We start from the raw sequence: 12,952 nt of genomic DNA on the forward strand, positions 1-12,952 counted from the left end.
GGCGCTGGGTTACCCTGGAGATCCTATCCTGCAAGGCGGGCGCTTTAAGAAACTGCCGCTCGGCACTGGTGAGGCATCTGAGCGATAGGTGAGAAAAAGAGGGTTAGATTGCCATGAACGGGCGCTGCCCACCGCTGCACAGCGGGAAGCAGCGCCCGGCAAAAGTCGAACCGGCAGCGGCACGCCGCCCTGAGAACACGAGAGATCCGCAATCCTCTGGCGGGCAGCCGCGGCGGTTTCCATCAAGCCGCCCGCGATCTCACGCCGGCGCAGGGCAGGCCCGCATCGTCTCTTTGATTTTGCGGTAGACGTCGGAGAAACGGATCAAGCCCACGATCTCATTGTCCTCTTTGACGAAGAGCGAGTCGTGCCGGCCGACGACGAACAGGTGAAATGCCGTGTCCATCGGGTCATCGGCCTTCACCATGTGGTCGGGGGTCGGAAGTTTGATGAAGTTTTCGATCTTGACCTCGTAGGCCTTCTTGCACAACTCCGACAGGGGTTTCACCCACAGGCGGAGTTCCTGCTTCATGCCTTCGAGCATCGTTTCGGTCAAACCGAAGCGGGGCATGTCCTTCAATCGATCGATCCTCTCGTAATTCGGCTCCAATCCCTGCACCACGTCCATGGGGGACATCTTCCCGATGATCTTTTCGGTCTTGTCATAGACCAGCAGGATCCTCTGAGGAGCCTTTCCGGCCTGAAACTCCTCATCGGCCTTCTCGAGTGCGTCGACCGCTTCCATGAGCGTGGCCTGGCTCGAGATGCGCGGGAAATACTGGATGGGTTGCATGAGATCCTTTACTTTCGTGTTTTCCATGGGTGCGCCCCTTTCTTGCTTTTGCCTCTGGGTCCGTTATCAGACAATCCCTGTTTTTTGACTTTACCCGCGGTTCTTCTCCCGGTCAACACGTCTTTGCCCGCGGACCGTAAAAGCCTGCTTCGCATCGGCTGCAGAACAGACTGCAACAACGATCGGCATTTTCGGAGAATAGGCCACGCCTTTGGGGATCTGCGCTACAATAGGAAGAAAAATCAGCGGACTCGGGGGGTGGAGGAGTTTTGGCGGGAAAATGCTCCGCCTGAGCGCCTTGGCGAAAGACCGGCATACTCGCGGAAGCGCACCCTTTCAGGCATCGTCGCATTGGAAGCATATTTCTGCGCCCGATCGCCATCGAAGCGCGGAGGATCGAAAGGGTTTCAGGAGCCGAATCCCCGTTCGCTCGGCGGTTGACTCTTCTGTCCGGTTATGCGAAGGTCTTGCGGAACAGGCTTCTGCCCGGGCGGATCAATGAGATGATTCCGGGGCCTTTGGGGCCGATGGCAGACTGCCCAGCCCCGCACCGCCTTCCTGGCGCTCGCTGGAAGCGACGAACCGAAAAGGCGCCGCCGATCGGCGGCGGCCCTGCCGGATGAACGAACCCTCATCCCATAAGGTGACGTATGAAGAATTTTTTTGGACCGGAGAACCCCGGGGGTGAAATGCCCCAGATTCGGATCGAGGACCTGGATTTCGCAAAATTCAGGCGCACACTCCGCTGGATCCTGCTGCTGCTCGGGGCAGTTTTCTTGCTGCGGGCGCTTGCTTGGGGGCTTTCTTTCTACACCGATCTTCTCTGGTTCGAGGATCTCGGTTATCGCGCGGTGCTGATGAAAGTCCTCTCTTCGCGGGTCCTTCTTTTTGCCGCGGGCTCGACGATCTTCGCCGTCTTCGCCGCCGTGAATCTTTTCCTGGCCTATCGCTTCATGGGGGGCCTGTCGGCCGTCCCCGGAGCCAAACTCCCGCCGGGGGTCCAGGGCTCCGCACGCCAACTCTTGATCCTGAGCACGATCGTGATCGTCATCCTGGGTGCCCTGCTTCTCGGGGCCCGGCCTGCCTCGAGATGGGAGACGATGCTGCTTTTCATGAACGGGCAGCCGTTCAATGAAATCGACCCCATTTTTCAGAAGGATCTGTCGTTCTTTATTTTCACGCTCCCGGCGCTCGCCTTCGTCCGCTCATGGTGCGTGACCCTTGTCGCCGGGACGCTCCTGGTGTGCGTGGCTTTTTACTACGTGGCGGCCCCGCTGCGGGGTGAGCGCTTCGCGCTCCAAGGGCGGGTCAAGCGGCATCTGGCCGTTTTGGGAGCGCTGCTTTTCCTGCTCATCGCTGCGGGGCACTGGCTGGGGCGCTACGAACTGCTTTATTCGCAAACGGGCGCCGTTTACGGCGTCGGCTACACCGACAGCCATGTGACCCTCCCGGCGCTAGGCTTTCTCACGGTGGTCGCCGTCCTCTGTGCGGCCGCCCTGCTTGCCGCCTCCTTTTTATACAGACGCAACATGGTCTTCCTGTATATCCTCGGTGCATGGGTGGCGCTGAACCTCGTGGCAGGGAGCCTGGTCCCCATGCTCGTTCAGCGGCTGCAGGTCGAGCCGAGCGAACTGGCCCGCGAAAGGCCTTTCCTCTCGCACAACATCGCCCTCACGCGGAAGGCCTACGGGCTCTCCGAGATCGAGACACGGAGCCACCCGGCCCGGGGGGAAATCGATGCAGCCACCGTCGCTGCGAACCAGGGTACGATCAGCAATGTCCGCTTGTGGGACGAGGGGCCTCTGCTCCAGAGCTACAACCAGATCCAGTTCTTCCGGCTCTATTACGATTTCCTGGCGGTGCACACGGACCGCTACATCGTGGAGGACACCCTGCGCCAGGTTATGTTGGCCACCCGGGAGCTTTCGGCGGAAAAGCTTCCGGAGGAGGCGCAGCGGTGGGTGAACCGGCATCTCCAGTTCACCCACGGCTACGGCGTGGCCGTAAGCCCGGTGACCGAGGTGGCATCCGGCGGCCGGCCGAGTTTTCTGATCAAGGACGTACCGCCCGCCGGTGAGATTCGGCTCGATCGGCCCGAGATCTACTTCGGCTTGAAAAGCCTGGATTTTCTGGTCGTGCGCAGCAAAATGCAGGAGTTCAACTATCCCGGCCCGAACGGTCCGGTCTACACTAGTTATGGCGGCGAGGGCGGCGTTGTGCTCAACTCCTTTTTTCGACGTCTGGTTTACGCCCTGAAGTTCGCCGATCTGAACATCCTGATATCGGGTGAGATCCAGCCCGAGAGCTTGATACAATACCGGCGGACCGTCCAGGAGCGGTTCACGAGCGTGACGCCGTTTCTCCTGCGCGACCGGGAGGCATACAGCGTCGTGGCCGACGGCCGCCTCTTCTGGATCCAGGATGCCTACACCTACACGCAGCGCTATCCTTACGCGACGCCGTGGGAAAGGCGGTTCAACTACCTGCGGAACAGCGTCAAGGCCGTCGTGGACGCCTACCACGGCTCGATCGATTATTACGTCTGCGATCCGGCCGACCCCCTGATTCGGGCGTATCAAGCGATTTTTCCGAATCTCTTCAAGCCGATGACCGAGATGCCGGACTTCCTGCGGGCGCACACACGCTACCCGCTCGACCTGTTTACCGTCCAGACGGAGATGCTCCTCCAGTATCACATGGAGGACCCCGTCGTCTTCTACAACAAGGAGGATCAATGGTCCATCCCCGTCCAATCCTCCTTCGGCGAGGCGCAGGCCCTCAAGCCGTACTACATCGTCGGCCGCCTGCCGGGGGAAGCGAAGGAGGAGTTTTTGCTGATCCAGCCCTTTACACCGTCCAACCGGCACAACCTGGTCGGCTGGATCGCGGCCCGGAGCGACGGGGATCGATACGGAGAGAGGCTCTTGTTCCGTTTTCCTACAGGCAGGCACGTGGACGGCCCGAATCAGGTCGAGGCGCGCATCGACAACGACGCCGTGATCTCGGAGCAATTCACGTTATGGGGCCAGGTGGGCTCCGAGGTCTTCCGCGGCATCCTGCTGGTGATCCCGGTCGGAGACGCCGTCCTCTACGCCGAGCCGGTCTTCCTGAAACCGGAAACACTGGATTTTCCGGAACTGCGCCGGATCATCCTCGCGGATAGCCGCCAGGTGGTGATGCACAAGACGATGGACGCTTCCATCCAGGCCCTGGTGGGCGAGGGGCCGGCCATAGCCCCCATGGTCGAGGAGGACCAGGCGCTGATCGATGCGGGTGCGCCATCGGGGCCGGGCTTCGAAGGGCTCGAACGAATCCAGGAAGGGCTGCAGGAGGTCGTCGGCAAGCTGCAGGAGCTTCTCCAGGAACTGAAGCGCGTGAGCCCCGGAAGCAACGAGCGGCAGGGCGCGGCAGAGTGACCTCGGCAGGCTATTGAAAAACAGCCGGATGCAGGGCCTGCAAAATCCCGTGGAATGCGGTGCCCCTAGAAGTGCGTCGCAGAAACACCGGATGGATGCAGCGCAGCAGAGGGGCCTTTTTTAACAGCCTGTGTAGAGAGGACTTTTCAAAACCTTAGGGGGTAAAAAGGGCTGTTCAGGAAGATCCAGAGTAAATTGATGATCCTCTTTTCGCTGTTCGCGCTCGTACCGCTTTGCGCGGTGGGGCTTTTTTCGATGCGGACGGCGGAGGAGGTCATCCTCAAGATGGCCGGCAACCAGGTCGAACAGCTCGCGCGGGACAAGGAGGCGCTCCTCGAGCGCTGGATCTCGGAGAGAAAAGCGGATATCGCCGTCGTGGCGGGCTCCTCGATCCTTTCTTCTGCAGATCTGGAAGCGATGGGGGCCTATCTCCGGCTGGTGAAGGAGAACTACCGGGTCTACAGCGGGATTGCGGTCGTCGGGGGAGACGGCGGGCTGATCTATGCCACGCCGGGGGGGCCGCCCCTCCCGGCGCTGGGCGCCTGGTTTGAAGAAGCGCGACGGGGCCGCCTGTACATGTCCGATATCCGGTTCGACCCGGAGGTGCCCCAATCCTTCTTCCACATTGCCGCGCCGCTGGGGAACGACCCTGACAAGGTGGAGCGCATCGTCTGCGCCACGGTCGGAACCGGCGCCATCCTTTCCGCGGTCCTGTCCATCTCCCTTGGCGAGACGGGGGAGTGCTACCTGGTCAACCGCGAGGGGATGTTTCTCGCCCACAAAGAGCCGCAAAGGATCCTCACGGAAAACATCGCCCAGTCCGAGAGCTTCAGAAACATCTTCAGCGAGCGAAGAAAACGGATCACCTACGTGGACTACCGCGGGATCGAGGTCATCGGGGCCTCGGCCAGGGTCCAAGGCACCGACTGGGCGCTGGTCGTCGAGCAGGATCGGGATGAGGCCTTTCGCAGCGCTGATGTCATGGGGCGCTATATTCTGCTGGTGACCGCTTTTTCAACCCTGGCGGCGCTCCTTTCCGCCTGGCTACTGTCCCGCACCGTCGCGACGCCGATCCGCAAACTGAGCGGCGCCGCCCGGAGCCTCGCCGCCGGCAACTATCAGCGCAGCGACATCCGAAGCGAGCGGAAGGACGAGATCGGCCTGTTGTACGCTGCTTTTGCCGAGATGGCCGAACAGTTGAGGGATCGCCAGCAGAACCTCGAGGCACAGGTCGTGCTGCGTGAGGCCGAGTTGAAGGAAACCGGCGTCGAACTGAAGCGGACGCAGGAGGCGGCCGCCCGCTCGCAGCAATTGGCGGCGCTCGGACGGCTGGCTGCAGGCGTCGCCCACGAGATCCGCACGCCGCTGACGTCCCTCAAGTTGTACCTGGAATCCATCGAAGACGACATCGAGATCTCCCCGGAGGTCGAGGAAGACTACCAGGTGGCCATGACGCAGATCCGCCGGATGGAGGCCACGATCAACCGCTTCCTCGATTTCGCGCGGCCGCAGACCCCGATCCTGGCCGACATCGACCCGGCTGAACTGATCGAAGAGGCGCTGCTGGTGGCGGGCCCCCGCGCAAGACAGCAGGAGACGTTGATCGCGGCGGAGATTCCGGACGATCTTCCGCGCGTGCGGGGGGACCGGAAGCAGCTCGAGGAGGTGTTCGTCAACCTGATGATCAACGCCCTCGAGGCGGTGACCGCCGGGGGGGAACTCCGGATCCGGGCCGGAACCGAAAACGGAAAGGACGGTCCGGCTGGAGCCGGCCCGGGTTTTGTCCGCATCGATGTCGAAGACACCGGGCCCGGCATCGATGCCGAGAATCTCCCGCGGCTCTTCGATCCCTTTTTCACCACCAAGGCCACAGGAACCGGTTTGGGCCTCTCCATCGCATTCACGACGCTTCAGCGGCACGGCGGCATGATCAAGGTGCAATCACGGGAGGGGATCGGGACCGTTTTTTCCGTCTTCATCCCCATTCCAGACTGGCAAGAAGGAGAGCGATGGAAAAGGTGCTGATCGTCGATGACGATGAAGGCCTGGTGCATTTCCTGCGCCGGTTCCTTTCGAGGGAGGGTTATACGGTCGAATCCTGCAGCCGCGGGGAGCAGGCCCTCGAGGTCGCGGGGAGGGAAAGCTTCGATCTGATCCTGCTCGACTACAAGATGTCCGGAATGAACGGCCTCGACACCCTGCGCGAGCTGCGCCGGCTGCAGGTCAAAACCCCCGTGATCATCATGACGGCCTACGGCACCACGGACACGGCCATCGAGGCCATGAAGCGCGGCGCCTACGATTACCTCCCGAAGCCTTTCGAGCGGGATGAGCTCAAGCGGCTGGTGGCGGACGCCCTGACGGTGAATCACCTCATGAAGGAGGTGGTCAGCTACCCGGATGCGGGACCGAAGCCGGCGGAGCAGGGGCGGGCGGCCCGGATCATCGGCAGCCACAAGCGAATGCAAGCCGTCTACAAACTGATCGGGCAGGTTGCCGGCAAGGACGTCATCGTTCTCATCACCGGCGAATCGGGCACCGGCAAGGAACTGGTAGCGCGCGCGATCTATCACCACAGCCACCGCAAGGACAAGCCTTTTCTGGCGGTCAACTGCGCCGCCATCCCTGAGACCCTCTTCGAAAGCGAGCTCTTCGGGCATGAACGGGGCGCGTTTACCGGGGCCGAGCGGGTCCACCTGGGGAAGTTCGAGCGCTGCGACGGCGGGACCCTCTTCTTCGACGAGATCGGCGATATGCCGCTGGGTACGCAGGCGAAGGTCCTGCGTGTCCTCCAATACGGCGAATTCGAACGCCTTGGCGGCACCGAAACCCTCAAGGCGAACGTGAGGATCATCGCCGCCACCAACAAGAACCTGGAGCGCGAAGTGGAGGAGGGGCGTTTCAGGGAAGACCTTTACTGGCGGCTGAAGATCATTTCCATCGAGCTTCCCCCGCTCAGGGAGCGCCATGAGGACATCCCCGCCCTCGTAAGGCACTTCATCGCCCGCTTCAGCGAGGAATACGACGCCCCCATCCGCTACGTCGACGAAGCCGTGCTTGAAAGGCTTCAAGCCTATCCGTGGCCAGGCAACGTACGGGAACTCGAGAACTGCATCCGCAGGGCGGTCTTGCTCTCGCAGGGGGATATGATCCTTCCTGAGCACATACAGCTTGTCCGTGACGGCACCGCTGCATCCCCCGGCGAAGAGCGCGGCTCCGTGTTCGAGCGCATCGAACGGAAGATGGATGAACTCTTCCCCGATCTTCTTCGGGCGGTGGAAGAAACCGGGAGCGGCGACATGCTCGAGATCCTGGAGCGCGGCTGCATCATCCGGGTGCTCGGTCACTGCGGCCAGAACCAGGTCAAGGCGGCACGGATGCTTGGCATCAGTCGGAACACCCTCCGGCTTCGGATGAAAAAATTCGGCATCACAGGCTCCCCCTCCGAATGACCGGCCTTCCAGCCGAATCATCTTCCGTCTGCAGTTCCCAACCATCCCCGCTGCCCTCTCGCTCCCCGCGATCTCCAAAATCCCCACGCTCCTCGCTGCATCTCAGAACAAGCAAGAACTGTGTAGAGCCGAGGCACGTTATTGAACAGGGCTGTGCAGAGACTGCGCAGGGAATGGGTCCTGCATCGTTATATTGCTGCATTAGATATATACTATAAGGGATCTATTTAAAATATCAAATAGAGGCTTGCATTTCCCTCTTATCCCTTGGCACACCTATTGCTTTAACAGTCACCAACCAAATCAACACCCGTTGGGAAACGACTCAGGGAAGCGTGGCGCACCGGTGATGAGCCGGAAACAGCGCGTCACGCCATGGAACTGGAACATGCTTGAGAGGGTGGTCACGATGAACGAAACCGCCAAGGCCCGGGCGCGCGAAGGGGAAACGCAAGATGACGCCGCCAAGAGGCGGGAGATCGAGCGCACCAATGCAAGGCTCCGGCACTTCAGGGGCGTGGCTGCGAGCGTGCTTGCCGAGGCGATCGGCCTCTGGAAGGAGATCTGGCTCGCTCTGGAAGATCCGCGCAGCTGCATGGAGATTTTGGACGATGCCGAAGGCTCCGAGTCTCTTCGGCTCGTCGGCGAAAGGGTCGAACTCCTCGAAAAGCTGCATGTCCTGGGTGTGAAGATCGACTATGCGAAACGTCTCTGCGAGGGAGATATCGGCAGGGAGAAAGACGGAAGGGAGGCGGAGCGATGGAAAAACAGCTGAGGCTGGTCGGAAGCGCGCGTACAGAACAGGGAGCGGCGCACCGGGAGCTTTCGCCGGAGGAAAGGCAGCGCCATTTCAGAAACGTCATGGGGTCTCTGATCCAGGGCGCCCAGGACAGCTGGGGCGACATCTGGCAGGAGTTCCAGGGAAATGTGGTCGAGAACGTGGTCGTGCATCCGAGTGCTCGGGAGGGATTCACTCCCGCCTGCGGATGGCCCGAGTTCCTCGAGAAGATGTGGATTTTGAAACACCATCTCGACCACGCCAAACGTCTTACGGAAAAAGGTTCACTCTAAATCTTTCAGGAGGTATTGAAACCATGTCCACCGGCAACCAAGACAATCCTTTCGAGATCGCACAGCGGCAGATCAACGCTTGCGCCGACATCCTCAAACTGGACGAGAGCACTCGGCAGGGGCTTCTGCATCCGATGCGGGAGTTTCATGTAACCTTTCCGGTTCACATGGATGACGGCACCACCCGGCTCTTCAAGGGCTACCGCGTCCAGTACAACGATGCGAAGGGGCCGACAAAAGGCGGCATCCGCTTCCATCCCGATGAGACCATCGACACGGTGAGGGCCCTCGCCGCCTGGATGACATGGAAGTGCGCTCTGCTCGACCTTCCGCTCGGAGGCGGGAAGGGCGGCGTGATCTGCAACCCCAAGGAGCTCTCGCAGCAGGAGTTGGAAAGGGTGAGCCGCGGCTACATCAAGGCCATCGCGTCCTTCATCGGCCCTGACAAGGATGTGCCTGCGCCGGACGTTTACACCAATCCGCAGGTGATGGCCTGGATGGTGGACGAGTATTCCTCCATCGTAGGAAAGAATCAGTTCGGGGTCATGACCGGCAAGCCCCTGGTGATCGGTGGCTCCCCGGGGCGCGGCGACGCGACGGCGCGGGGCGGTCTGTACACCTTGCGCGAGGCGGCGAAGAAAATCGGCCTCGATTTGGGAAAGGCGACCATCGCGGTGCAGGGGTTCGGAAACGCGGGCAGCTTCGCGGCTTCGCTCGCCGAATCCCTGTTCGGTTCGAAGATCGTGGCGGTCTGCGATTCGCGCGGGGCGGTCTGCTGCCTGGGCGGTTTTTCGGCCATGGCGGTGAACCAGCACAAACAGGCCACCTCCACCGTGTTGGAGTGCGCGGGCGGCGAGTGCATCACGAGTGACGAACTGCTGGAAATGGACGTGGACGTGCTCGTACTCGCGGCCCTCGAGGGCACGCTGACCCAGCGGAACGCCGGCCGTGTCAAGGCGAAGATCGTGATGGAACTCGCCAACGGTCCGACAACGCCCGAGGCCGACGAGATCCTCTACGAAAAGGGCGTGCACGTCATCCCGGACTTCCTCTGCAATGCCGGCGGCGTCACCGTTTCCTATTTCGAGATGGTGCAGAACGCCTCCATGTATTACTGGGACGAAAAAGAGGTCCACGAGAAGCTCGACAAACGGATGACGCGCGCCTACCACGAGGTGGCGGAGATGAGCGAGAAGCACGCCATCAACATGCGCAAGGCGGCCTACGCCGTGGCGGTTGCCCGGGTGGTGGAAGCCATGAAAGTGCGCGGGTGGGTCTAACAGGCGCACCGGTTCGGTAAGGCCCGACCGCCGTTCAGCGACCCGCCGCCTTCGTGGCGGGTCCTGTGGCGGCGGCCGGGGTCTCGGAGCGGCACAGCATTTGCGGACGAGGCCTCCATGTTGCAGACCAAGACGGTTGACAGCGGCATCCCGGCGTTGAATCAGGTGCTCGGCGGGTTGCGCCTGGGGGACAACGTCGTCTTCCAGGTGGATCGGCTCGAGAACTATCTCAAGGTGGCCTGCCCCTTCGTGCAACAGGCTCTGCACGATGGACGCAAAGTGGTGTATCTGCGCTTCGCCCCGCACCAGAGGATCATCCCGGAGAAGCCGGGGCTCCAGACGATCGAGGTCGATCCGCGCCCCGGGTTCGATCTGTTCAGCGCCCAGGTGAACAAGGTCATCGAGGAGCAGGGGGCCGGCGTCTTTTACGTCTTCGACAACCTCTCCCTGCTCGTGGGCGAGTGGGCGACGGACGAGCTCCTGGCGAACTTCTTCCAAGTCACCTGCCCCTATCTCCACGAACTTGACACGGTGGCCTATTTTGCCCTAAAGCGCGGGCAGCATTCGCACAGCGCCGTCGCGCGGATTCGTGATACCTCCCAGGTCGTCATCGACCTCTACCACGTTCAGAACGACCTCTACATCCACCCCATCAAGGTGTTCGACCGCTACTCCTCCGAGATGTTCCTGCCGCATATCTTCACGGGGGAAACGCTCACCCCGGTCTTTCGGAGCGGAGATGCTTCAAGCATCCTGATTTCGGCCAGCAAATCGCCCCTCAAGATCAAGGCGGACTCCATCGCCCCTTGGCACAGCGTCTATCGGAAGCTCTCCCAGTACGATCCCGAAGAGCTCGAGCGCCTCGAAGGCACGGTGGAGGTCCAGGCGCTCAAGATGGAACTGGCTCAGATGCTGATCGGACCCTATCCCGAGTTCCGGCGGCTGGCGGAGCGCTATCTGACGATCCATGATCTGCTGGCGATCCGCAACCGCCTGATCGGTTCGGGGCGGATCGGCGGAAAGGCAGCCGGGATGCTCCTGGCGCGCCGCATTCTGCTTTCGGACCCCGGGCCGGTCGATTTTTCGGAGGTCCTGGAGGAACACGACTCCTTCTTTGTGGGATCCGATGTCTTTTTCACCTTTCTCGTCAACAATGGACTCTTCAGACTGCGTCTGCGCCTCACCCGCAACTCCCGGATCCTGCCCGAGGAGTTCGAGGCGGTGGAGGACCGTTTCAGGGCGGGAGGGTTCTCGGCCGAGATCATGGAGCAATTCAAGGACCTACTGGACTACTTCGGACAGGCCCCGATCATTGTGCGCTCCAGCAGCCTCCTGGAGGACGGCTTCGGGAACGCCTTCGCGGGAAAATACCGGAGTGAATTCTGCGTCAACCAGGGCAGCCCCGAGGACCGCATGGAGGCCTTCCTCGAGGCGATCAAGCTCGTTTATGCGAGTGCGGTGAATCCCGACGCCCTCGCCTACAGACGTCAGAGGGGGCTCGGGGAGTCCGACGAGCAGATGGCGATTTTGATCCAGCGCGTATCCGGGATGCGTCATCGGCACTATTTTTTTCCTCCGCTTGCCGGGGTCGCCTTTTCCCACAACCTCTACCGGTGGACGGACCGCATCGACCCTGAGCAGGGGATGATCCGCCTGGTTTTGGGCCTCGGGACCCGCGCGGTCAATCGGCTCGGGGGGGATTACACGCGTCTGATCGCCGTGAGCCACCCGAAGCTGCGCCCGGAGGCGCCTCACAAGCTGGCGGTTTATTCACAGCATCGGATGGACGTCCTGGACATCGCTGAAAACCGCCTGCGAAGCCTTCCCATGCCTGAGGCCGTGGGCGCGGACGGCTTCCCGTCCTTTTGCTTTTTCGCATCCGACATGAAGGAAGGCTTCCTGAAAGAGGTCGAGGGCGACAGCCTTTCCGATCTCGAGCAACCGGTGCTCACCTTCGACCGTCTGATCGCCCGCACGCGCTTCGTCCCCATCATGCGGGATCTCCTCGCCAAATTGGAGGCGGCCTACGGCTATACCGTCGATACTGAATTTACGGCCTTCGTGGCGCCCGACGGCGAGATCAAGGTCAACCTGCTGCAGTGCAGGCCCATGCGCCTGCCCGGCGCGGCGGCCTCGGCCAGGATCCCGGTCGACATCGCGCCCGAACGGATTCTCTTCAGGGCCAACCGTACGATCTCGGGCGGCGTGGTCCGCGATATCCGCTACATCGTCTACATCGATCCCCAGGTCTATGCCAGCCAAACCCCGCTCGAGGCCAAACGCGTGGTCGGACGGATGGTCGGGCGGCTGAACCGCCACCCGGAGTTTACCGCCCACCGGATCATGATGATGGGCCCCGGCCGCTGGGGGAGTTCGAACATCAACCTCGGAGTGAACGCCACTTATTCCGACATCAACAATGCGGCGATCCTCGTCGAGATGGCCCGGGAGGAGCACGGGCATGTACCGGATGTCTCCTACGGAACCCACTTTTTTCTCGATCTGGTGGAATCGCGCATCATCTATCTGCCGCTCTATCCAGATGAATCGGAAACGGCCTTCAACCGGAGCTTCTTCGACGGCGCTCGAAACGACCTTCTGCGCCTGCTCCCCGAGGCCGAAGGGTTCGAGGGGGTCATCAAGCTGATCCACGTCCCTTCAGCGGCAGCCGGGCTGAGCGCGCGGCTCATCGCTGATGCCAGGACCGGGAGCGCACTCTGCTACCTGACCCCCGCCGATGACCCGGATGAACCGGCCGACGAAAAACCCCCGGAGGCCGGGAAGGATTCCACCAAAGGCGCGAAGTTCAACTACCTGCCCTAAACGAAACTGCAACGGCTGAGGGGGATCGACTGCCGCCTTCAAAGACAGAGGGGATTTTTTGAAAGATTCAGGGTCTGGTGAGACGAGGCGTTTGCTGTTTAAGGAAGAAGAGTGACC

At 61.5% G+C, this 12,952-nt stretch carries 8 protein-coding genes; 7 read left to right on the forward strand and 1 reads right to left on the reverse strand.

The window, feature by feature from the left end:
* Positions 1-259: 259 nt before the first annotated feature.
* Positions 260-820 carry a CBS domain-containing protein gene (locus H567_RS0107150; protein ID WP_028320880.1) on the reverse strand — a complete coding sequence of 187 codons (561 nt, stop codon included), beginning with the start codon at positions 818-820 and terminating at the stop codon, positions 260-262.
* Positions 821-1,443: 623 nt separating this feature from the next.
* On the opposite strand from H567_RS0107150, the gene H567_RS23565 reads away from it, so the two are divergent.
* From H567_RS23565 to H567_RS23580, 7 genes are all read left to right on the forward strand, one after another.
* The gene (locus tag H567_RS23565) at positions 1,444-4,209 is read left to right on the forward strand and encodes a UPF0182 family membrane protein (RefSeq protein ID WP_051184575.1); all 2,766 of its coding nucleotides are present in this window, start codon (positions 1,444-1,446) and stop codon (positions 4,207-4,209) included.
* Between the two features lie 198 nt (positions 4,210-4,407).
* Positions 4,408-6,234, forward strand: coding sequence for an ATP-binding protein (locus H567_RS23570; protein ID WP_051184576.1), 1,827 nt, complete (start codon positions 4,408-4,410; stop codon positions 6,232-6,234).
* Positions 6,219-7,661 carry a sigma-54-dependent transcriptional regulator gene (locus H567_RS0107165; protein ID WP_028320881.1) on the forward strand — a complete coding sequence of 481 codons (1,443 nt, stop codon included), beginning with the start codon at positions 6,219-6,221 and terminating at the stop codon, positions 7,659-7,661. The genes H567_RS23570 and H567_RS0107165 overlap by 16 nt, the downstream gene beginning before the upstream one ends.
* Positions 7,662-8,010: 349 nt before the next feature.
* A complete protein-coding gene (locus H567_RS0107170) occupies positions 8,011-8,436 on the forward strand; it encodes a hypothetical protein (RefSeq protein ID WP_028320882.1) in 426 nt (141 codons plus the stop codon).
* Positions 8,421-8,732 carry a hypothetical protein gene (locus H567_RS23575; protein ID WP_035253630.1) on the forward strand — a complete coding sequence of 104 codons (312 nt, stop codon included), beginning with the start codon at positions 8,421-8,423 and terminating at the stop codon, positions 8,730-8,732. Before H567_RS0107170 ends, H567_RS23575 begins: the two co-directional genes overlap by 16 nt.
* 23 nt (positions 8,733-8,755) lie before the next feature.
* Complete coding sequence (locus H567_RS0107180; RefSeq protein ID WP_028320883.1) at positions 8,756-10,012, forward strand: Glu/Leu/Phe/Val family dehydrogenase; 1,257 nt, start codon at positions 8,756-8,758, stop codon at positions 10,010-10,012.
* 117 nt (positions 10,013-10,129) lie between these two features.
* Positions 10,130-12,835 (forward strand): PEP/pyruvate-binding domain-containing protein, encoded by a 2,706-nt coding sequence (locus tag H567_RS23580; RefSeq protein WP_051184577.1) that lies wholly within the window; start codon positions 10,130-10,132, stop codon positions 12,833-12,835.
* Positions 12,836-12,952: the final 117 nt, after the last annotated feature.

Source organism: Desulfatiglans anilini DSM 4660 (assembly GCF_000422285.1).
Classification (GTDB): domain Bacteria; phylum Desulfobacterota; class DSM-4660; order Desulfatiglandales; family Desulfatiglandaceae; genus Desulfatiglans; species Desulfatiglans anilini.

Coding starts and splice junctions, on each gene's coding strand:
- H567_RS0107150 (WP_028320880.1), bottom strand. CDS start 820: ATGGAAAACACGAAAGTAAAGGATCTCATGCAACCCATCCAGTATTTC.
- H567_RS23565 (WP_051184575.1), top strand. CDS start 1,444: ATGAAGAATTTTTTTGGACCGGAGAACCCCGGGGGTGAAATGCCCCAG.
- H567_RS23570 (WP_051184576.1), top strand. CDS start 4,408: ATGATCCTCTTTTCGCTGTTCGCGCTCGTACCGCTTTGCGCGGTGGGG.
- H567_RS0107165 (WP_028320881.1), top strand. CDS start 6,219: ATGGAAAAGGTGCTGATCGTCGATGACGATGAAGGCCTGGTGCATTTC.
- H567_RS0107170 (WP_028320882.1), top strand. CDS start 8,011: ATGAGCCGGAAACAGCGCGTCACGCCATGGAACTGGAACATGCTTGAG.
- H567_RS23575 (WP_035253630.1), top strand. CDS start 8,421: ATGGAAAAACAGCTGAGGCTGGTCGGAAGCGCGCGTACAGAACAGGGA.
- H567_RS0107180 (WP_028320883.1), top strand. CDS start 8,756: ATGTCCACCGGCAACCAAGACAATCCTTTCGAGATCGCACAGCGGCAG.
- H567_RS23580 (WP_051184577.1), top strand. CDS start 10,130: ATGTTGCAGACCAAGACGGTTGACAGCGGCATCCCGGCGTTGAATCAG.